General features: G+C 50.8%; 23 protein-coding genes. 15 read left to right on the top strand and 8 right to left on the bottom strand.

From position 1 onward, the window contains the following. The 9 genes from ACFVTB_RS23660 to ACFVTB_RS23620 form a co-directional block, all read left to right on the top strand. Positions 1-719: WIAG-tail domain (locus tag ACFVTB_RS23660; protein ID WP_483875121.1), on the top strand; the 719-nt coding region annotated here is incomplete at its 5' end. Between the two features lie 222 nt (positions 720-941). Then, positions 942-1,721 (top strand): glycosyltransferase family 2 protein, encoded by a 780-nt coding sequence (locus ACFVTB_RS23655; RefSeq protein ID WP_387754878.1) that lies wholly within the window; start codon positions 942-944, stop codon positions 1,719-1,721. 34 nt (positions 1,722-1,755) lie between these two features. Then, complete coding sequence (locus ACFVTB_RS23650) at positions 1,756-2,478, top strand: sugar phosphate nucleotidyltransferase (RefSeq protein WP_387754876.1); 723 nt, start codon at positions 1,756-1,758, stop codon at positions 2,476-2,478. Positions 2,479-2,496: 18 nt separating this feature from the next. Continuing rightward, positions 2,497-3,861, top strand: a complete 1,365-nt coding sequence (locus ACFVTB_RS23645) for a glycosyltransferase family 2 protein (protein WP_387754873.1) — start codon at positions 2,497-2,499, stop codon at positions 3,859-3,861. 85 nt (positions 3,862-3,946) lie between these two features. Beyond that, positions 3,947-4,237: a nucleoside-diphosphate sugar epimerase gene (locus ACFVTB_RS23640; protein ID WP_387754870.1), complete on the top strand. Its 291-nt coding sequence runs from the start codon at positions 3,947-3,949 to the stop codon at positions 4,235-4,237. 39 nt (positions 4,238-4,276) lie between these two features. Further along, positions 4,277-4,618: an alpha-helical endospore appendage domain-containing protein gene (locus ACFVTB_RS23635; protein WP_387754867.1), complete on the top strand. Its 342-nt coding sequence runs from the start codon at positions 4,277-4,279 to the stop codon at positions 4,616-4,618. Then, on the top strand, positions 4,615-4,908 hold the full coding sequence (locus ACFVTB_RS23630; RefSeq protein WP_387754865.1) for a hypothetical protein: 294 nt from the start codon (positions 4,615-4,617) through the stop codon (positions 4,906-4,908). Before ACFVTB_RS23635 ends, ACFVTB_RS23630 begins: the two co-directional genes overlap by 4 nt. Before the next feature lie 25 nt (positions 4,909-4,933). Continuing rightward, positions 4,934-5,215: a hypothetical protein gene (locus ACFVTB_RS23625; RefSeq protein WP_387754862.1), complete on the top strand. Its 282-nt coding sequence runs from the start codon at positions 4,934-4,936 to the stop codon at positions 5,213-5,215. A gap of 321 nt (positions 5,216-5,536) precedes the next feature. Continuing rightward, on the top strand, positions 5,537-6,667 hold the full coding sequence (locus ACFVTB_RS23620; protein ID WP_387754859.1) for a CgeB family protein: 1,131 nt from the start codon (positions 5,537-5,539) through the stop codon (positions 6,665-6,667). 38 nt (positions 6,668-6,705) lie between these two features. On the opposite strand, the gene ACFVTB_RS23615 is transcribed toward ACFVTB_RS23620, so the two are convergent. Beyond that, positions 6,706-7,707 carry a ketoacyl-ACP synthase III gene (locus ACFVTB_RS23615; RefSeq protein ID WP_387754856.1) on the bottom strand — a complete coding sequence of 334 codons (1,002 nt, stop codon included), beginning with the start codon at positions 7,705-7,707 and terminating at the stop codon, positions 6,706-6,708. Between the two features lie 164 nt (positions 7,708-7,871). Between ACFVTB_RS23615 and ACFVTB_RS23610 the strand changes: the two genes are divergently transcribed. The 3 genes from ACFVTB_RS23610 to ACFVTB_RS23600 all read left to right on the top strand — a co-directional run bounded on the left by ACFVTB_RS23610 (position 7,872) and on the right by ACFVTB_RS23600 (position 10,457). Next, a complete protein-coding gene (locus ACFVTB_RS23610) occupies positions 7,872-8,681 on the top strand; it encodes a YhcN/YlaJ family sporulation lipoprotein (RefSeq protein WP_387754853.1) in 810 nt (269 codons plus the stop codon). 172 nt (positions 8,682-8,853) lie between these two features. Beyond that, the gene (locus ACFVTB_RS23605; protein WP_387754850.1) at positions 8,854-9,504 is read left to right on the top strand and encodes a class D sortase; all 651 of its coding nucleotides are present in this window, start codon (positions 8,854-8,856) and stop codon (positions 9,502-9,504) included. A 368-nt stretch (positions 9,505-9,872) separates the two neighbouring features. Then, complete coding sequence (locus ACFVTB_RS23600) at positions 9,873-10,457, top strand: WGxxGxxG family protein (protein WP_387754847.1); 585 nt, start codon at positions 9,873-9,875, stop codon at positions 10,455-10,457. Between the two features lie 55 nt (positions 10,458-10,512). On the opposite strand, the gene ACFVTB_RS23595 is transcribed toward ACFVTB_RS23600, so the two are convergent. Both ACFVTB_RS23595 and ACFVTB_RS23590 read right to left on the bottom strand, forming a co-directional pair. Next, positions 10,513-10,887, bottom strand: a complete 375-nt coding sequence (locus tag ACFVTB_RS23595) for an aspartyl protease family protein (protein ID WP_387754845.1) — start codon at positions 10,885-10,887, stop codon at positions 10,513-10,515. Continuing rightward, positions 10,884-11,132, bottom strand: coding sequence for a hypothetical protein (locus tag ACFVTB_RS23590; protein WP_387754842.1), 249 nt, complete (start codon positions 11,130-11,132; stop codon positions 10,884-10,886). Before ACFVTB_RS23590 ends, ACFVTB_RS23595 begins: the two co-directional genes overlap by 4 nt. Before the next feature lie 368 nt (positions 11,133-11,500). Here ACFVTB_RS23590 and ACFVTB_RS23585 point away from each other — a divergent pair, with 368 nt between their 5' ends. Beyond that, entirely contained in the window at positions 11,501-11,725 is a 225-nt protein-coding gene (locus ACFVTB_RS23585) for a helix-turn-helix domain-containing protein (RefSeq protein ID WP_006040330.1), read from the top strand. A gap of 153 nt (positions 11,726-11,878) precedes the next feature. On the opposite strand, the gene ACFVTB_RS23580 is transcribed toward ACFVTB_RS23585, so the two are convergent. From ACFVTB_RS23580 to ACFVTB_RS23560, 5 genes are all read right to left on the bottom strand, one after another. Further along, positions 11,879-12,148, bottom strand: a complete 270-nt coding sequence (locus tag ACFVTB_RS23580) for an HPr family phosphocarrier protein (RefSeq protein WP_387754839.1) — start codon at positions 12,146-12,148, stop codon at positions 11,879-11,881. Between the two features lie 30 nt (positions 12,149-12,178). Next, positions 12,179-13,636: a PTS transporter subunit EIIC gene (locus ACFVTB_RS23575; RefSeq protein ID WP_387754837.1), complete on the bottom strand. Its 1,458-nt coding sequence runs from the start codon at positions 13,634-13,636 to the stop codon at positions 12,179-12,181. A 53-nt stretch (positions 13,637-13,689) separates the two neighbouring features. Then, the gene (locus tag ACFVTB_RS23570; RefSeq protein ID WP_387754834.1) at positions 13,690-14,190 is read right to left on the bottom strand and encodes a PTS sugar transporter subunit IIA; all 501 of its coding nucleotides are present in this window, start codon (positions 14,188-14,190) and stop codon (positions 13,690-13,692) included. 44 nt (positions 14,191-14,234) lie between these two features. Next, positions 14,235-14,798 (bottom strand): PRD domain-containing protein, encoded by a 564-nt coding sequence (locus ACFVTB_RS23565; RefSeq protein WP_387754831.1) that lies wholly within the window; start codon positions 14,796-14,798, stop codon positions 14,235-14,237. 211 nt (positions 14,799-15,009) lie between these two features. Next, positions 15,010-16,581, bottom strand: coding sequence for a catalase (locus ACFVTB_RS23560; protein ID WP_387754829.1), 1,572 nt, complete (start codon positions 16,579-16,581; stop codon positions 15,010-15,012). Between the two features lie 214 nt (positions 16,582-16,795). Here ACFVTB_RS23560 and ACFVTB_RS23555 point away from each other — a divergent pair, with 214 nt between their 5' ends. Both ACFVTB_RS23555 and ACFVTB_RS23550 read left to right on the top strand, forming a co-directional pair. Further along, positions 16,796-17,473, top strand: a complete 678-nt coding sequence (locus ACFVTB_RS23555) for a tetratricopeptide repeat protein (RefSeq protein WP_387754827.1) — start codon at positions 16,796-16,798, stop codon at positions 17,471-17,473. Between the two features lie 39 nt (positions 17,474-17,512). Then, entirely contained in the window at positions 17,513-19,261 is a 1,749-nt protein-coding gene (locus ACFVTB_RS23550) for a sensor histidine kinase (protein ID WP_387754824.1), read from the top strand. Positions 19,262-19,397 lie beyond the last annotated feature (136 nt).

Genomic DNA, 19,397 nt, shown 5'->3' with positions numbered 1-19,397 from the left:
AGCTGGCGGAAGCGAGCGTAACGGAGTCGAAGCTGAGAGACGCGAGTGTGACCGAAGTAAAGCTGGCGGAAGCGAGCGTAACGGAGTCGAAGCTGAGAGACGCGAGTGTGACCGAAGCAAAGCTGGCGGAAGCGAGCGTAACGGAGTCGAAGCTGGTCGATGCGAGTGTGACCAGGGCAAAGCTGGCGGAAGCGAGCGTAACGGAATCGAAGCTGGTCGATGCGAGTGTGACCGGGGCAAAACTGGCGGAAGCGAGCATAACAGAATCGAAGCTAAGCGATGCGAGCGTGACCGGAGCAAAGCTAGCTGTCGGCAGCGTGTCTTCCGCTCATATCGCGGACGGCAGCATTACGCTGGAGAAACTAGCGCCTGGCCTGTTCTCGGAGCCTTTCGCACAGCAGATGGATGAGGAATACGTCGGATTATCGGCATTGACGTTTAATCCGGTTATCGCTCCGTCTGGAAGAGGCGTCGTGAAGCAGCAGTTTGGACTTTGCCCGTACAACTTTATCGAGCAGAAAGAGATGTTAAGCGTTTTTATCGAATTTGACGAACCGTTCGAAAGCGACGATTATGTGTTTACCGCTTCGAGCGACCATCCGTCCTGCTATGCGGTTATTCAAAACAAGCAGCCAGACAGCGCCGTGGTTTCATTGATTCGTACACGAATTGGCCAGGAGCCAAGCGGCTGCATCAACTGGATCGCTATCGGACGATAGAAGCATACGTCTACCATGACAGTCCGCGAGGTTATGAACCTCGCGGACTGTCATTTTGTTATACAAAGTAGGGAGAGGTGTCCCAGTGCCCTGCCCGTTGCGCGGGCGGCTGTCGCAGGAGTTGTACATCTGCCGTTGCCAAGGCAAACCCCGTACATACAATATGTTGTGCATTTTGTAACCCATGGCCAAATTATGACCGTTCCGAGGTGAATCTAGCGCATGAATTACGCTAAACGGGAGGAGCTGAAGACAGTAGAGTTGTCAGAAGCCCAGCCGTTAGTATCCGTCATTATTCCTGTCATGAACGAGCGAGCGACTATTCGCCGCGTTATCCGCGAAGCGTTCAAGGTCCATTCTCGCACGGAAGTCATCGTTGTAGCTAACGGCTCAACGGACGGCTCGGCAATTATTGCAGGGCGAATGGGCGCGAAAGTGCTTCATTATCCGAAGCCTCTAGGTCATGATGTAGGCAGAAGCATAGGCGCGCTTGCGGCGAGCGGGGATGTGCTGTTGTTTATCGACGGCGACATGGTCATCCCCGCCGCGAAGCTGAGGCCTTTCGTCAGAGCTGTGTTTGCGGGCGTCGACGCAGCATTGAACGATTATTCGGGTCCCGTGCAAAAGTCCTCTGTACACAGCGTCGTGCTGGCAAAGCATGCGTTGAATGTCATGTTGGACAGAATCGATTTAAAAGGGGTCTCCTTTACGGCCGTGCCCCACGCGATCAGCCGCCGCTGCTTGAGCGCCATTGGGGCTGATTGCTTGTCTGTTCCGCCTCTTGCTCACGCGAAAGCGGTCAAGCATGGGCTTAACGTATCGGCAGTTTATCCGGTCAATGTCGGCAAGATGAACAAGCCGAGACGGAGAAGGGAGAAGATCAACCCGCTGGAAAAGCTTATTTTCGGCGACCATCTGGAAGCTATGCATTGGATCATTTCCGTGACGGATGAACGGGGAGGCTTTACCGATCTTATGCGAAGGCGGGAACATGCGAGATAACGAATGGCAACGCCGTTTTGGGAGGGCAAAAAAAGTGAAAGCAGTTGTTTTGGCGGGAGGCACGGGAACGCGCCTTCGGCCGCTAACTTTACTAGGAAATAAACATATGCTGCCTGTCGGGAAATATCCGATGATCCATTACGGAATAGAAGGCTTGCGAAAGGCGGGCATTACCGACATCCTGCTCGTGACAGGAAGGGAGGCCGTTGGTTCATTCGCTGGCTACTTAGGCAGCGGCCGCGAATTTGGGGTCTCCGTTACGTACACGATACAGGAGGAAGCGGGCGGCATTGCAGAAGCTTTGCAGCTGGCTAGGCCTTTTATCAGAGAAGGGGAGAAGTTTGTGCTGCTGCTCGGCGACAATCTGTTCGATGACGATCTGACGCCTTATGTGGAGGCGTATGAGAAGCAACCGGGAGGCGCCATGCTGTTATTGAAGCAGGTCCCTGACCCGCAGCGTTACGGCATTCCGGTATTTCGTCAAGAAGGTTCAATCGCTCGAATCGAAGAGAAGCCGAATAACCCCGACTCGAATTTATGTGTGACAGGCATTTATATGTACGATTCGCACGTGTTCCGGCTGATCGATCAAATTAAGCCATCGGATCGCGGAGAACTGGAAATAACCGACTTGAACAATGTTTACGCGGAAGCCGGGCTGCTCACTTATCGCGAACTGCCGGGTTGGTGGACGGACGCGGGAACGTTCGAATCGTTGAAAGAAGCTGCAGCCCATGTATGGGAACAAAATGAGTAGATTGGAGAGATTCACATCGTGAGACGAAAACCGCGGCGCGTCCGCCGTCTCCATGCCAAGCCGCGCGGTTCGAATCGGAGGGCAAACCCGTCCGAGGCAAGCTATCAATCGGGCTACGAAGCGGGTTATCATCAAGGCGTGCAAGCCGGATACAGCTGTTACGATACGCTTTTCGAAGGCACAAGCATCATTATCCCAAGCTATAACCAAGCAAACTATTTAAAGTCATGCATAGAAAGCATTATGGAAAATACGGAACTTCCCTACGAGATTATCGTGGTAGACAACGCTTCAACGGATCATACCGCCGATTATTTGAAAAGCTTGAATGGTCAAGTTCGGTTTCGCGTTTTGCCGCAAAACTATGGATTCGCGGGAGCGGTTAACGCCGGGCTGATGATGGCGAAAGGAACGACGCTGCTCATTTTGAACAACGATACGCTCGTTACGCTCAATTGGCTGGAAAATCTGATGATTTGCCTGAACAGCGATCCTCATATCGGGATGGTAGGGCCAGTCACCAACTATATTAGCGGTGATCAGCAAATTAGCGTTTCTTATCAGGATATTGAGGAAATGGCGGAGTTTGCGCGCATGAACAACGTATCCGATCCGAAAAGATGGCAGCATACCGACAGGCTTCCCGGCTTTTGTCTGCTTTTCCGCCGGGAGCTGTTCGAGAAGACGGGCTTTCTGGACGAAGGCTTCGAGGTAGGCAATTTCGAGGACGATGACTTCAATGTCCGCGTTCGCTTGCAAGGCTACTCGCTCGTTATAGCGAAAGATTCTTTCATTCATCACTTTGGCAGCGTCAGCATGAAGGCGCTTGGCGAACAGTTGGAAGAGATCAATAACCGCAACATGGTGTTTTACATGAATAAATGGGGAAATCCGTACGAGTGGATCCATCAGTTGAAGGACGGATTAAAGCATATGGCCGAACCGTCGCTGATCGAGAAAGGCGAGAGAGCTTTTTATCCTGAGGCCGTAGCGGTGAAAGGAACAGGCGATCGGATCTTTTGGATTGAGAACGGCGTTAGAAGACCGATTGAAGGCGTCTGGAACGGAGCGGTCGTACGCATTCCGCAAGTTCAATTGCGACGCTGGCCGATCGGCGACGCTCTATCGGAAGTAGAGGCAGCCGCCGTCTGGACAACGATCCAAGACGACTCGACGCCATTTCACGGCAAGGTGGCCCGCGGGATGGACGGGTACAACTACTATCTTGAACACGGTTTTAAAAGAAAAATAATTACCGAGGCAGCCGAGGAAGGCTGGGCGCTTCATCTGAGGGCTGGCGCGCGGCTAACTGCAGAACAGATAAGCGCATTGCCGGAAGGCTTGCCGCTCATTCCGGCAATTAAGCTTCGGCAGGCTCTGTAAGCTTTCCAGTGCAAGTAACCGCACATTTTAACTCCGCATATGCTGTTATAGAGCATAATCGGCTGTAGGGCGAGGAGGAGCTGCGATGCAGCATTTAGTTACGGAAATTGTAGCGCATTTATCGCATTCTCATAGTCAAATGGCTAGAATTGTGGAATCCAAGCGGGATGTGACCGTCCGCATGGCTCAGCTGGTTCAGGCGATTCCAGATAAACAGCCTAATTTCGGCGGCACCGAAGGCTTGCTGCAGAATTCACAAGCGGTGCTGGGGAGTTTGGTATCTTATTTAAACAGTATTGCGGATTTGGAAGAAACGTTGGCCATGCATCTCACTTATATGATTCGAGAGCTTGACACCGAAGATGAAGATGAATGAACAAGAATGATAGCAATCGGCTAGGGAGGCGGCAGGCAAGTGGAACGTGAACAAGCGTATTTGCGGATGCTGGGCGCCACCGCCAACATGCAGTGGAACGTAGCGATAATGCTGGAAGCGAAGGCGGAGGAAGCGGAGAAAGCGCGCAATTGGATTTGCAACCATATTACTACCGAATCGTTTATCGGCGATCAGACGCAGCTGAAGCAATCGATCCAGATGCACGATCAAATTATTGACGTGCTGGACGGGGTTAATAAGATGGGGCAGGGCATCGTATCGATTTTACGTGCCTTGCTGGATAAAGATTCCGATAACGGAGGCGAGCAAGGGATGGGCTCCTTCCACTTTGGAGGCGGAATGGGCGGTGATTCCGATTGAACGCGGACCGATTAGCCGAACGACAGATCAAACTGTCGTTGATATCGGCTATTGCACAAAGCCAGCTTGCTTTGGCTCGCATATTAGGCAGCGTTGCGCAGTTTTCCGAGTGGTCGCCTGAGCTTGCTCGTCATATTGGAGAGAATGTCAGATTGTTAACGGCGCTTCAGGAGAGCTTGACGGCCTCGGCTGGCGGCTTGTCGCTGCCTGGACGGGTCAAACGAAGCGCTAAACCGGCGGGTCCGTGGTTGAACCCAAAGCCGGGTTCAATTGCGCGCGAACGAGGCTAGCCTTAACGACGGGAGGCGATAATCGATGAAAAAGCGAAAGGGCGCCGTTGCGCGCAAACGTTCCGGGAAACGGACGGCGAGCAAACGCCGCGCCAAGCCGCGCCGCAGCCGGATCGGTAAAGCGAAAACGGGCCGGAGAGGCAAACGGACGATTGTTCGGCGCAAAAAAGCGGCAAGAACACGGCCGCCGATCAGCTTCGGCACTTACGGTGAAGGCTTCAATCAAACGTATAACGACGGCTACAACGCCGGATTCGGCAAAGGCTTTGAGGATGGCCACCAGCTCGCATATGAGCAAGCTCCTTAACGGTTCGTCAAACGTATAGAATCGTCGAAATGCCGCTGCAATGCTTTGTTTGGAGCAAGCGCCGTTTATAATAATGAACAGCCCGAAAACCCGTACGGAAACTGTCCGTACGGGTTTTTTTGCGCTTTTAACTCGAATTTGAGCAGGACCGCGATGTGTATCGCTTCTTTTACGCATTGTCTTGAAAATGTCGGGCATACGCCGCTTTTTCGCCGACCAGGGACAAGTGACGATGTGCGTATGACCGTTAAGGCATACCTTATAGTAGCGCAGAAACTAGAGATCCGCCTCAGAATGGCGGTTAAGAAGGAGTGAACCGTGTTGGCCCAAATATCGTCGATCGGTACGCATCGGCCAAGCGAAGAGATGGAGCAAGGGCGGCAGGACGGTTTTCGCACCGGCTTCGAAGACGGTTACAGGCTCGGGCAATGCGAGTCGATTAAGCAGCGTACGGCGACAACGGCTCCCGTTTGGCCGGTTCACGCTTTATTTGTAGAGACGGGAAAAGGCTTCCCCTACTCCCCGCTCGATCAAGCGGTCGGTCAATCGCTCCAGTCGTTGGTCTCAAAGCTGACAATCGTTAAAGGCACCGACCCGGTAGCGGAAATTGCTGCGGCTATCCGCCCGGATATTGTTATTGTGCTGGACGGCTTGCAATTCGATGTCAGTCATGCCGATGCGATGCGGCAAGCGGGTATTCGAACAGCGATCTGGATGACCGACGATCCTTATTATACGGAGATGTCGGTTGGGATTGTGCCTCATTACGACGTTGTCTTCACGCTTGAAAAAAATTGCGTCGAGCTGTACCGATCAATAGGATGCCCGTCCGTTCATTATTTGCCGTTTTGTGCATCGCCGGAGCAGTTTCAGCCAGTGAACACGGAACGTGGCAGACGAAAAGACATTACTTTTATCGGCTCCGCCTATTATAATCGCGTCCGTTATTTTAATGCGGCTGCGTCTTATTTATCCGCCCGAAATACGCTGATTTCAGGTATTTGGTGGGACCGGCTGGACCGATTCGATTTACTGAAGGATCGAATAAAGCTGGATAACTGGATGGATCCGCAGGAAACGGGACTTTGCTACAACGCATCAAAGATCGTGATCAATATGCACAGAGCGCATAACGATCCTGAACACAATCGCAATAGTTTCGGCGTCACGGCTGCATCCCCGAACCCCCGCACGTTTGAAATAGCGGCGTGTGCCGCGTTCCAGCTATGCGACGTGCGAGACGATCTCGCTTTTTTCTACAAACCGGATGTCGAGATCGCGACGTACTCCTCTCCGCAGGAGCTGGTGGAAAAGCTCGACTATTACTTGCGCCATGAAGAGGAGAGACGCGAAATCGCTTTGCGCGGCTACTGGCGGACGCTGCGTGAGCATACGTATGCAAGTCGTTTGCAAACGATGCTGTCGATACTATTTCCGTTCGGCGCATTCTGAAGAGCATTAATCATGTTGCCCGATGCGCAGGCACTTGTTTAAATCGCCCAGCGGATAACGACGCCGGCTTGCGTCAAGCCTCCGCCAAAGCCGTGCAACAGCAGCAAATGGCCTGGCTTGATCTGTCCGGCGCGAACCGCATCGTCGAGCGCAAGCGGAATCGAAGCGGCCGAGGTGTTGCCGTAACGAGAAATACTCGACAAAGCCTGTTCAGGCGAGAAGCCGAGCTTCACAACCAGCGCATCGATGATTCGCTGATTGGCGTTGTGGGGAACAAACCAATCCAATTGAGCGGCCGAGAGGCCGCTTTCTTGCATCAATTCCGAGATTCCGCGAGCAACCTCGCTGATTGCCCAGCGATACACTTCTCTTCCGTTTTGTACGATGTTCCCGTTCATCGTCAGTTCATAGTCGCCTACTGTAGGGGACAAGCTGCTGCGGTACAAGTGATGGCCGCCGCTTCCATCCGTATCGCTGTACGCGGCGAGCACGTCGCCTGCTTCATTGTCTTGTTGCGCTTCCATTAGAAAAGCTCCGGCTCCGTCACCGAATAGAATGCATGTTGTACGGTCGCTGTAGTCGGTCGCTTTAGATAACGTCTCGGCGCCTACGACAATAATCTTCCGGTATAGTCCAGACAGCAATAGTCCGTTAGCAAGCTGAATGGCGGCCGTAAAGCCCGCGCAAGCGGCTTGAATGTCAGCCGACCCGCAGCGGTTCATTCCGAATGCAGCTTGAATGCGGGAAGCGACGCTTGGCAAAATCGAATCGGGAGTAGAGGTTGCGACGATAATATAATCGACGTCGGACAAATTGACGGGATAGCGGCTTTCCATATTGCGCAGTGCTGCAATACATAAATCGCTGGTAAATTCGTTATCGGCAGAGATGCGCCGCTCACGAATGCCCGTACGCTGCACAATCCATTCGTCGCTTGTGTCGACAATTCGTTCCAAATCGAAATTGGTTAACGTTTTTTCCGGAGTATAAGAACCGATAGCCGTAATGACAGCATTGGAACGCAAATTAACATTTGTCATTTGGAACACCTCTTTTTGATTATTAGTACCAGGTATTAATACTTGATAATAAAATACTCCTCTTCAAATTAGTTGTCAATAGACGATCGGATAGCGGAACGACGTTCGGCACAGGCTAATATCGGGTAAATAAGCCTAAAAGACGAATGGAGGATGCAAATTTTATGCGTAAACCATTAATGCTTTTAACCGCAAGCTTAGCGCTTAGCGCTATGTTGGCCGGGTGCGCCGCCAATCAAGGGGATTTGGGCAATCGCAATATTCGTCCGAATAGCGTACGGCACGACGCGAACGGCAATCTTATTTACAATAATCAATACTCGGCCAAACGCTTTGCGAATGATCAACTGAACGAGATGAACCAAGCGAACGGCAAGCGGTTGAACAGCAATAATATTGTTGGATATCACAAAAATTATAAAATTGAAATGAGCGAGGAGATTGCCCACCGAATTGCGAAAATGGGCGCGGTCAAAACGTCCAATGTCATGTTGACCGACAACAATGCTTACGTCGCCGTTTCATTTAACCATCATGTCGGTCATCATATCGGAAAAGGAACGGGAACCGGCATAAAAAGCGGAATGCCGACAGCAAAAGGCGTTGGCGTTCCTAACGCAGTCGGTCGCACCGGTTCAGTCGGCGATTATCGAACGTACAATTCTGATACTAATCACCGTTACGGCACGCTGGCCGCAGAAGACAGCCAACTGACCGAAGCAATCAAGAAAGACATTGCGAACGAAGTCAAACGCATGTATCCAAGAGTGAAAAATGTTTACGTATCGGCGAATCCTGACTTTGTCGGCCGTATGGAAGGCTACATGAACGACGTTCGCAACGGGCATCCAATTCAGGGCTTCATTGCTGAATTTAATGCAATGGCTGAGCGTATTTTTCCCGCAAATGCAACTCGTATTTCAACTAAAGCAACTGAAAAATCTCCAAGCATGATTTACGATTACAATCGTTAACACATTCAAGGCTTTTCACCGGCTGCGCAAGCGCAGCCGGTTTTGCTGCGATATAAAGCTTCGTACATTGACCTGCCCGTCTATTTCCATTAAAGTAAAAATTGAATGAAATGAAAGAATGGAGAGAGTTGACGCTTTTTTCGTTCGTGGAAGTGAAGGCGGTGTACGTTTGATGCGCAAACTGGCGTATTTGTTTATTTTGCTTGGAATTGTTATTATCGTTTATCCGAAAGCAAGCGAATGGTATGCCAATTGGCAGCAAGATAAGATAATGGCGGAGTGGGAGCAAGAAATGGATCAAACGGCGGCAGCCGATGTCCAGCGCAGCTTCGCCGATTTGACGCCGTTATTTGATGAAGGCGATGAAACTGATGTCACTCCGGTATCCGCCCCTGAAACGGAGCAGCCGGTGAAAGAAGAAGAGGAAAAACCGGAAGCGATCGCTACGATCTCGATACCGTCCATTAAATTGAATCTTCCGGTCATGGATGGAGCGACGCAAAAAAACATGAAATACGGCGCTGCCCACATGAAAGAGACAGCTTCTTTCGGGAAAATCGGAAATACCGCAGTTGCCGCTCACCGAGCGAAAACCAAGGGCCGATTATTTAATCGTCTTAACGAGGTCAAAGAAGGCGATTCCATTATTATTACGCAGCAAGGCAAAACATTTACTTACAAAGTTTATGCGACCTCGGTTGTGAAGCCGAGCGACGTATCCGTTCTGAACTACAATAATAAAGATAAATTGCTTACTCTTATAACATGTACTCCGCTTGGGAAATCGACTCACCGGTTGATCGTTCACGCCAAATTGAGTTAAGAAGGACGCAAAGAAGGAATTGAAGCCGCATGCTTGGAAAAGATGCGGTTTTTTTTGTTGTGTTCAAGTTTGAAGATGCTGAATGAGTGGGGAACATCACAAAAAAAAAGGACCCGCAGAGGCTGCGGGTCTGTCCTAGAATGGTATCAACTGTGGGGTTGATGTCTTTATTTTATAGTCGCAACCTTAATGGAACATTAAATGTATATGTCCAATGCATGTCGATTCCATGGATAAACTGTGAAGGCGCTAGGCGCAGACCGCTTTTTCCACATATTAAAGCGAGCCGAAAAGCATACGAAATCCTCCCGTGAGAGATGCTACATTTGCCTTATAATTTGATTCCTTGAAGGAGGTTTTGCGCGCAAATGAAGAAGACAATCGCCTTTATTTTTGCCGTATGCTTAACCCTTGTACTGTCGGCTTCCGCTTTCGCGAACACTGCAGCTAAAACGACATCTTCACCATCTCCATCCCCGATTACGGGGCCAAGTGCAGGGACACAGTTTAACCAAAAAGTTTATGGCAATGGCACGAACGCTTACGGGCCGGGTACCGTTTCCGGTTATGGAAATCCGGTCGGTATGAACGGCTACAACGGTTATAATGGTTATGGATATAATGGTTATGGTTACAATGGCACAGGAACAGGCAATGGCTATCGGACTTATAACGTCGATGGCGTGCACTTCAACAAAAACGGCGTCTATTTAGACGGCGACAACCGTCGAGATGGCGTATATCCGTACGGCACGTACGGGAACAACCGTTATGGCGTAAACAACTACACCAATAAATCGAATATGGGTGTCGGAATCGACTCCACGCGTAACGCCAACTACCGTGCTAAGGCGACGACTGGCAACGGCAGAGGAATGGGCTGGGGATGGCTTGGTCTGCTTGGTCTGATCGGTCTAGCCGGTCTCCGCGGCGGCAACAGAGAAAGAACGTAAACAAACAAGGAAAGCCGCTCGTTCAAACGAGCGGCTTTCTTTATCTGATTCCCTTTTATGACCTGTAAAGCTCAAGCTTGTCCAAATCCACAATAAAGCCGTACGTTTTCAAAATATCTAATCCAAGCAGCCCCTTATGGGACTTCGGCAAGATACCTATATCAATCTCAAGTTGAGCTGTTTTAAAATCTTCAATCTGAATATAGTCCAGTTTCTTCGTGTAAAAAGGAACCGATTCTCCAATTCCGTACGCCTCATAAACAGGATCGCCGTTCTCATAAGTTATGCCAACTGCATTAAGCGCATCAGGGCTGAAAATGGTATGAGATGATCCGGTATCAATGATGATATCAGTTAGCTCCAAATCTTTTCCGCGAAAGCAAACGGTAACAGCGGCGGTCAATAAATGTCCGTCAAATTGAAGCCTCATGAGCTTCGTCTCACTCTCAATAACGGGTCTTTCCGCAAATGAATGATGCAATCCTCGTTAGCTGTATGGTAAACAAGATTGCCTGGCTCCGCGCTGAAAAATTCTTTATTTGCATCCAAATCTGGGACTGGTCTTATTAATGCGACATCGGTGACAATTTTTTCATTCTCTTGCTCGGTATAATCCAGTATAGAAATTAAAACGAACTGATTAGGATACATATCTCGAAGCTGCCGCCATTTCATTGCTATATCACCCTCTTTACTGTATTTCATATTTCTATTTTACCATAATTTGAGTTATGATTGGCATGAATCACGGCTGCGGTACATAAAACAAATCCCTCCAGCGATAAGCGAGCCGAAGGGAAGGGGTTGCAGAATATTGGATTGTATCAACGCAGTTCCAATTACAATTTAATCAAATGTATTCCTGAGCAAGGGGGAGACCGAGTGGAAGCGGCAAATCCCGCGGGTCAGCAAGATCATCTTACCCCCTGCGCCCATTTTCCTCGTATACAGCACCATTGCAATAGCCCCTTCATACAATAAGTTGACTGTATCCCTTAACCTTGTTAAACCATCAAAACCCGAGCAAGGAGGGGTGACAAACTTTGAAGGGTAGCGACCATAAGAGCAAGTTTTTATTGACTCATCGTGAACGCGAGGTATTCGAGCTGCTGGTGCAGGATAAAACAACAAGAGACATTGCACAGCAATTGTTCATCAGCGAGAAAACCGTTCGCAACCATATTTCGAATGTCATGCAGAAATTAAACGTAAAAGGTCGTTCGCAAGCGGTTGTCGAGCTGATCAAGCTTGGGGAGTTGCAAATTTAACCCAATTATACAGTCTCCCCATTCTTGTTTGTCCGGGAGCATACCCCTTATAGTTCATGACTAAAACGTGAGAAAGGCAGCATTATGCCGTGCTGCTTTTTTCACGTTTTTGGTTTAAGAAGCACTCCTATTGTATGACAGCAAACCTTCGTCCTAGCCGCCGGCCAAATCGTACATGGACGTTAAAATATGTCCAACGGCGGCGACGGCCGCCTCGGCCTGTTCGCCTTCGGCGGCTACGGTGACCCGGTCTCCGAACCTGGCGCCTGCCGATATGACGTGCACGAGACTGCGCGCGTTATAAGTGCGGCCTTCCTTCTCAAGCGTTACCGAGCATGGAAAAGCTTTGGCTGCCTCTACGATCTTACGTGCAGGCCTGGCATGAATGCCAAGCGGGTTTTGAATAATATAATCTTGTCGCATCAGCGGCGCTCCTTCTTGCGGTGCTCACATCTATAATAATTTCTCGATCTCGTCCTTAATTCGTTCGGAGCTGGTGCCGAATACGACCTGAACCGCTCCGCCGCCAAGCCGGATAACGCCTGCCGCGCCGAGCGCCTTCAACTGCTTGTCATTGACGGCTTGCTCGTCCGATACAACTAGCCGAAGCCGTGTAATGCAGGCGTCGATGCCTGTTATGTTGGCCGTGCCGCCGAGAGCGGTGACGATTTGGTCAGCAGTATTTCCTGTTTTGTTTCTGTCTGCCGTCCCTGTTCCCGTTTCCTCGATTTGAAACAGGCTGTCATCTTCGCGGCCGGGCGTTTTCAGGCGAAACGCTAGAATGGCAAACCGGAATAGAAAATAATAGACAACGCCGAACGCCAGACCAACCGGAATAATGAGCAGCGGTTTGGAGGCCAGCGGATAATTGATGACATAATCGATAAAACCGGCTGAAAAAACGAAACCGTGCTTAACCCCAAGCTCCATCATGATATATCCGGATACGCCCATCATCAGCGCATGAATGGCGTATAAAATAGGTGCAGCGAACATAAACGCAAATTCAAGCGGTTCGGTAATGCCGGTCAGAAAGGTAGCGAAGGCGCTCCCGATAAATACAGAAGCGATCATTTTGCGTTTAGCTGGGTTAGCGGTATGGATGATCGCCAGCGCGCCGGCTGGCAGCGCAAACATCATGATCGGGAAAAAGCCGGTCATAAACATGCCTGCCGACGGATCGCCCGCGAAGAAACGGGTCAGGTCGCCATGGACGATACGTCCGGCTTCATCGGTGTAGCTGCCGATTTGAAACCAGGCGATCGAGTTCAGCACATGATGAAGCCCGAACGGGATGAGCAGGCGGTTCGCCACGCCGAATATAAAAGCGCCGATGCCGTTCAAGCCGACGACGCGATTGCCAAACGCGTCGAAGCCGTTTTGAATCGGTCCCCAGACGGCACCAAGCGCAATGGCGACGACCACCATAACGAGAGAGGTGATGATCGGAACGAATCGTTTGCCGCTGAAAAAGCCGAGCCACTCGGGAAGCCTTATCGTATGGAAGCGCTTGTACAAAAAGGAGGCGACAAGTCCGGCGATGATGCCGCCAATGACGCCCATATTCAGCTCGGTACCGGCCTGAATCCAATCGCTGAAAACGAGCGGAACCTTCGCTTGTACGGTAATAAGCACTTGATAAGCGATGACTGCGGCCAGCACGGCTACGGCATCCCCGGCTAACCCAATGGCGACGCCGACCGCAAAAATAAGCGGCAGGTGATCGAAGATCGCCGAGCCGCCTGCTTCAAGAAACGGGGCGACATAACGGTTCAGCCACTCGCCCGCATGCCCCATATGAAAATCTTTTACATAATCGATCTTGCCGAACCGCTGCAGAAGAGCTGCCGCCGGCAAAGCTGCAACAGGCAGCATTAACGACTTTCCAATTTTCTGCATAAACGCGAGCATGGTATTCGTCCTTTCTCCTTTGACCGATCTATGATCGTTCTTGCAAAAAGGCTTTATCCGTTTAAGACGGCCGTTAAAATAATATCGTCCCCGGCTGTCACGCAGCCGCCGTTCGTCTCGATGGCCAGCTTCCTAAGCTCGTCCTCGTTAACCACGACAATTGGACAGATGGTCGGAAAGCCCGCACTCGCGATCGCCGCCGGATCGAATTCGATCAGCGTCTCGCCTTGCTTGAAGGAATCGCCGGTCTGTATGCGGCTCGTGAAGCAGTGGCCGTTCAAAGCGACCGTATTGATGCCGAGATGGATTAGCAGCTGCAGTCCGGACGGGTGCTCCAGCAGCAGGGCGTGCTTCGTATGAATTAAATGGCGGACCGTTCCGTCAAAGGGTGCCGCGAGCTTGCCATGGGAAGGCTCGATTGCGATGCCCGCACCCATATGCCTCCCGGCAAACGCCTCATCGGGCACCCGGTCAAGCGGAACGACCTCTCCCGTTAAAGGGGAGCGGACCGATACGGCCGTTTGATTGTTTTTTCCTAGTAGTTTGGACAGCATACAGGCCTTATCCTCCTTGCGGTCTTGGCTGAAGCGCGCTGTCGTTAGACGCTGCGTTCCGTCTGCTTAACGAGCTGTCCGACAGGAACGTTGTAAATGGCGGAATAGACATGAAAGGTCAGAAAGCCGATCTCGTCTTCGGGAACGTCGACTTGAAAACGCTCGCTGATCCAGCCGGCCAACTGCCGGGCAATTTCATATTCGACAGGAAAGCTTCGCTTCGTTTCGTTTAATAGCGGATTAATAATGTCCATGCCGTTCCGCAGCCGGAAGACGGCGAATTGAATATGGCTCGGCAAGGCGAAATACACTTTCGGATTGACGTCGGAACCGGTTGTTTGCTTAATGCGTGCAATTGTCCGTTCGGTCATTTCGATCACTTCGGGATCAATATCTTCGAGCAGCGTATGGTAGTGCTTGACGTGCTCAGTGTCATCTAGCCGGAATTTCTTCTCGATGCGCCGGTCCTTGCCGTCGACAATCGTTCCGCTTTTCGCTCCGAATCCAAGTCCTTTGCCAACCAGTACATACTCTCTGTCCGTCTCTGTATCTACCGTTAATAGAACGTTGTTGCCAATGACGCGATCGATGCGATAAGCGCCTGCCATGAAGAGACCCCTCCCTGTTCAATTCTAGAATACCAAAATCGACAAAAAGAGCCAAGAAAAGAGATTCGCTCCGCGCCTGGCGGACGAATGGCTTTTCTTGGCTCATGCCTTCAACTCGCATTCCTTAAATTGAAGTAACACGCCGTTTCTTTACAATGGCTTAACTACTTCCATCATAAGTAACGGCTCTGCTTTTCGTCAAGACAAACGTTTAGTATCCGTCGGTCCGGTGTCCCAGCTCCTCGGCGGCTTCCATTCCTTCGCGCGCGGCTGTCGTCCCGATGTGATCGGAGGTGGAGCGCGATTTGATCGCTTCGCCGACAAGTCGCCCGTATTCCGGATCAGCTTCCGTCAAATGACGAATCATATTATCTTGAATGACCGGGCTGCAGGTTGCGAGCGCGTTCCCCAAATTGACGATCAGTTCGTCGCGCTCCCATTGCTCGAATTTCCGGAACGTATCGCCGGCCTGGGCGAAGTCATTGGTCCGGTCAATTGTTTGTCGCATCAGCTTGTCGTTGTAAGAGGGCTGATGCGGCTCGCCGCCTGGTTCAGCTTCCCGGATTCCGTTTAGCGAGGAAGGTTCGTAATTGATATGCGGATTCTGTCCCGGCGCTGCATCGACATAAAAAGCCATTTGGCCGTCCCGCTGATTGGTGGCTACCGGCTTTTTCGGTGCATTGACCGGAAGCTGCAAGTAATTGCTGCCAACGCGATAGCGCTGCGTGTCGGAATAGGAGAGTGTGCGCCCTTGCAGCATTTTATCGTCCGAGAAGTCGAGCCCGTCCACGAGCACGCCGGTGCCGAACGCCGCTTGCTCGACTTCGGCAAAATAATTGGCCGGATTGCGGTCAAGCACCATTCTTCCAACCGGCACCATCGGAAATTTGTCCGGGTCCCATAGTTTCGTATCGTCAAGCGGATCGAAATCCAGCTCCGGATGCTCGTCGTCCTCCATGATTTGTACGCAAAGCTCCCAAGAGGGGGGATCGCCGCGTTCAATTGCTTCATATAAATCCTGCGTCGCATGGTTGAAGTTTTTGGCTTGGATTTGCTCGGCTTCATCCTGCGTCAGATTGCGAATGCCTTGCTGCGGCTCCCAGTGATATTTGACGAGCACGGCTTCGCCGTCCGTGTTCACCCATTTGTATGTATTTACTCCCGAGCCCTGCATTTGGCGATAGTTGGCCGGGATGCCCCAAGGGGAGAACAGAAACGTAATCATATGCGTCGATTCCGGCGTATTCGAGACAAAGTCGAAGAAACGCTCCATATCTTGAATATTTGTAACCGGGTCGGGCTTGAAGGCATGGATCATATCAGGAAACTTCATCGCGTCGCGGATAAAAAAGATTTTCAGATTGTTGCCGACCAAATCCCAGTTGCCGTCCTCGGTATAAAATTTGACGGCGAAGCCGCGAGGATCGCGCAGCGTCTCCGGCGAATGGCCGCCGTGAATGACGCTGGAGAAACGGACGAATACGGGCGTGCGCTGTCCCTTCTGTTGAAAAACTTTGGCTCTTGTGTACTTTGCGATTGGTTCGTTGCCGTAAGTTCCGTAAGCCTCGAAATAGCCGTGCGCTCCTGCGCCTCGAGCGTGAACGACCCGTTCCGGGACGCGCTCCCGGTCGAAGTGGGTAATTTTCTCGATGAACGGATAATTTTCGAGCGTAGCGGGACCGCGATTGCCGACCGTTCTCATATCTTGATTGTTTGCAATCGGGTGACCTTGGCGGTTTGTTAGCGTCTGCTCGGCACGCCCTTTTTTGTCTTCGTCTCTCATCTCGTCAATAATCCTCCAATTTTTCATAATAAGGGATGTTACTAGCGTTACTATGCCTCAATGAAATGTAAATTATAATGGCGATAGGCATGCTCTTTCGGTTCTCAGAGCTGTCCCGTTATGCTATGATAGTGAAATTAATACATATGTTTCTTTATCTAAAAATGTTCGTTTGGATTATCATTCCTTTTCTTTATTATGGAGGAGTTATTGAATGACTAAATTGCTGTTGTTTTTCGGGCTAACTTGGCTGTTCGGGAATCCGTTTGTCGCCATTATTGTATTGCTGCTTGTGTTTTATTTTTTGGATCGCCGCTTTATCGGGCTGACGCCAAGCATCTTGAAGCCGATTAAGCAGTCAGGACGGCTGCGCAAGCTGAAACGGCAGATCGAAGCGTCTCCAAGCGATACTTCGGCTAAGCAGGATGCGTCGCGAATTTTAATCGAGAAGAAAAAATACCGGGAAGCGCTGGCGCTTCTCGAAAGGGTGGAACGCGCACTTGAGGATTCCGCCGAATATTGGGACGATCTGAGCATATGTCTGCTGGCAATTGGCGAGGAAGAACGAGGCGCGGAGGCCGCAAGTAAAGCGCTGGCAATTAATCCGAGAGTCAAATACGGCGCGCCGTATTTGCGGTTAGCTGCTTTTTACGCGGAACGCGACGCTTCCAAGGCGTTGGATTATATAGCATCTTTTCAGCACATACAGTCTTCTTCGTGCGAAGCTTACCTGCGTCTTGCTTCTGTCTATAAAGCGATGGGACGCGAGCATGAAGGAAAACAGGCTATCGAGGGAGGTCTGCGCGTATATCGGGAATTGCCGAAATACCGGAAAAAAGCGGAGCGGCAATGGGCGATCCGGCTGTTATGGAAACGGACGGCGGGCTTGTAGCGGAAACTCCATATTTCATTAACAAGGGAGCAGCTAGCAATGCAGCGCAACAATTGGCTGGTGGCGATCAGCGTTATCGTCATCATCATCCTGGTCAATAATACGGCTTACTATTTTCTAATGAAGCGTTCGCTCGAATCGGCGCTGAATCGCGAGATGGCAGCCGTGGCCAAGCAAATTGAATATTCGGTCGAGCAGTCGCGGATGGGGGCCGAGCGGTTTCAGGATCAAATCGGCCGCGAGCTGCGGGCGGTATCAATCGCAGCCCAATACGCGCTCGACCCCGATGTGGAGCGGGTGACGAACAATCAGCTCAAAGAGTTAAGCGAGAAGCTTGACGTCGCCCATATCACGCTCCTAAAGCGTACGGACGACGATATTGTGATGTATCGTTCCTCGGACGAGAACGAGCTTGGGGACGGAACGAAGACATGGGACCCTTGGTTTATTGCCTTCAATCAGCTTTTCGAATTTAAAGAAGTACGCATCGACTGGCTGGGGCAGACGCTGAAAAACTTTTGGAGCGGACCTTACGAGGTCGCCTCAACTGATCCGGAAAGCATCTACAAGTGGGGCTACTACTACGACGGTACAACCAATTACATCATCGATCCCTATGTCAGCTACACGATGCTGGCCGACTACGAGAACGTGACGGGCGTCAACTCGCTCATTAACAAATCGCTTGCGAGCAGCGAGACGCTGCTTGAGGTGACGGTGCTGAATCCGGCTACGTTCGCCAAAGGCCCGTTCGAAACGATTCAAGAAAATGGCGCAGTACAGGGACATTTGCTGCAAAAACCGGTCATGTACGGCACGCACACCTACGAAAGCGAGCGGGATGCAGAGAACGTGGCCAAAGCTTACGATAGCGGGAGGGTTGTGACGGCGAACGAACATGTTCACGGCAAGCATGTGCTCAAAATGTTTATTCCGGTGTTTGCCGAAGAGCGGGGAATAAACATTGTTGATGAAAACGGCGAACCGATTAACAGTTACGTGCTGGCGCTAGTCTCCGATTACCAGGTCATTCAAAAACAGCTGGATTCGCAATTTATTAATATTGGGCTAATTATTATTACCGTTACGGCGCTTAGCTTGATTATTGTAACGTTCGCTATGCGCTATATTCGCCAATCCCGCGACCGGATGGTGCAAATGACGCAGCAAACGTACGTTGACGAAATCAATTCAATGTTTCAGGCGATTCGAGCGCAGCGGCATGATTTCTTGAATCATGTGCAAACGATCCATTCGTTAGCCGAACTGAAGAAGACGCAGGAGCTCGTCGCTTATACGAAGGAATTGACCGGTGAAATTCGCTTAATGAACGATATGATCAACATCGGGAATCCAGCGATTGCGGCGCTTATCCGCTCCAAAATATCGCAGGCGGAAAGCTACCGGATTGCGTTCAGTTGCAGCTTTGGCGGCTTAAAGCGGCTGCAGATGGACGTCAAAACGCTCGATATGAACCGGATTCTCGGCAATTTGATCGACAACGCGTTCGACGAAGTGACAAAGTATCCGGAAGGGAAGCGGGAAGTAGAGCTTGCCAGTACGCAAACGGATAATTACGTAGAGTTCAAAATTAGCAATACATGCGAGAAAGCGGAGCAGGTGGCGGAAAGTCCGCTCTTCGATGCGGGATTTTCGACCAAGGACGAGGATCATCAAGGGCTCGGACTATACATTGTGAAGTCGATTGCCGACAAATACAAAGGCACGATTCAAGTATTCGCTTCCGAACCGGAACGCATTACGTTCGTTATCCGGCTGCCTCTTTAACTTTCTTCCTCATTAAAACAGCCTCTCCAAAGCCGTAAGCAGCCGGCGTACAGGAAGAGGCTGTTTTTTATAGCACAACGGACGCTCCGCGGCGTTCGATCTTAGGCAATCGCGCTTCTTCTTATGCTATAATAGT

Source organism: Paenibacillus sp. NPDC058071 (genome assembly GCF_042885235.1).
In the GTDB taxonomy this organism is placed as follows: domain Bacteria; phylum Bacillota; class Bacilli; order Paenibacillales; family Paenibacillaceae; genus Pristimantibacillus.
Note: the sequence above shows the minus strand (reverse complement) of the source record. Positions and strands in the feature narration are given on the sequence as shown.

Coding starts and splice junctions, on each gene's coding strand:
- ACFVTB_RS23655 (WP_387754878.1), top strand. CDS start 942: ATGAATTACGCTAAACGGGAGGAGCTGAAGACAGTAGAGTTGTCAGAA.
- ACFVTB_RS23640 (WP_387754870.1), top strand. CDS start 3,947: ATGCAGCATTTAGTTACGGAAATTGTAGCGCATTTATCGCATTCTCAT.
- ACFVTB_RS23625 (WP_387754862.1), top strand. CDS start 4,934: ATGAAAAAGCGAAAGGGCGCCGTTGCGCGCAAACGTTCCGGGAAACGG.
- ACFVTB_RS23615 (WP_387754856.1), bottom strand. CDS start 7,707: ATGACAAATGTTAATTTGCGTTCCAATGCTGTCATTACGGCTATCGGT.
- ACFVTB_RS23610 (WP_387754853.1), top strand. CDS start 7,872: ATGCGTAAACCATTAATGCTTTTAACCGCAAGCTTAGCGCTTAGCGCT.
- ACFVTB_RS23605 (WP_387754850.1), top strand. CDS start 8,854: ATGCGCAAACTGGCGTATTTGTTTATTTTGCTTGGAATTGTTATTATC.
- ACFVTB_RS23600 (WP_387754847.1), top strand. CDS start 9,873: ATGAAGAAGACAATCGCCTTTATTTTTGCCGTATGCTTAACCCTTGTA.
- ACFVTB_RS23595 (WP_387754845.1), bottom strand. CDS start 10,887: ATGAGGCTTCAATTTGACGGACATTTATTGACCGCCGCTGTTACCGTT.
- ACFVTB_RS23590 (WP_387754842.1), bottom strand. CDS start 11,132: ATGAAATGGCGGCAGCTTCGAGATATGTATCCTAATCAGTTCGTTTTA.
- ACFVTB_RS23580 (WP_387754839.1), bottom strand. CDS start 12,148: ATGCGACAAGATTATATTATTCAAAACCCGCTTGGCATTCATGCCAGG.
- ACFVTB_RS23575 (WP_387754837.1), bottom strand. CDS start 13,636: ATGCTCGCGTTTATGCAGAAAATTGGAAAGTCGTTAATGCTGCCTGTT.
- ACFVTB_RS23570 (WP_387754834.1), bottom strand. CDS start 14,190: ATGCTGTCCAAACTACTAGGAAAAAACAATCAAACGGCCGTATCGGTC.
- ACFVTB_RS23565 (WP_387754831.1), bottom strand. CDS start 14,798: ATGGCAGGCGCTTATCGCATCGATCGCGTCATTGGCAACAACGTTCTA.
- ACFVTB_RS23560 (WP_387754829.1), bottom strand. CDS start 16,581: ATGAGAGACGAAGACAAAAAAGGGCGTGCCGAGCAGACGCTAACAAAC.
- ACFVTB_RS23555 (WP_387754827.1), top strand. CDS start 16,796: ATGACTAAATTGCTGTTGTTTTTCGGGCTAACTTGGCTGTTCGGGAAT.
- ACFVTB_RS23550 (WP_387754824.1), top strand. CDS start 17,513: ATGCAGCGCAACAATTGGCTGGTGGCGATCAGCGTTATCGTCATCATC.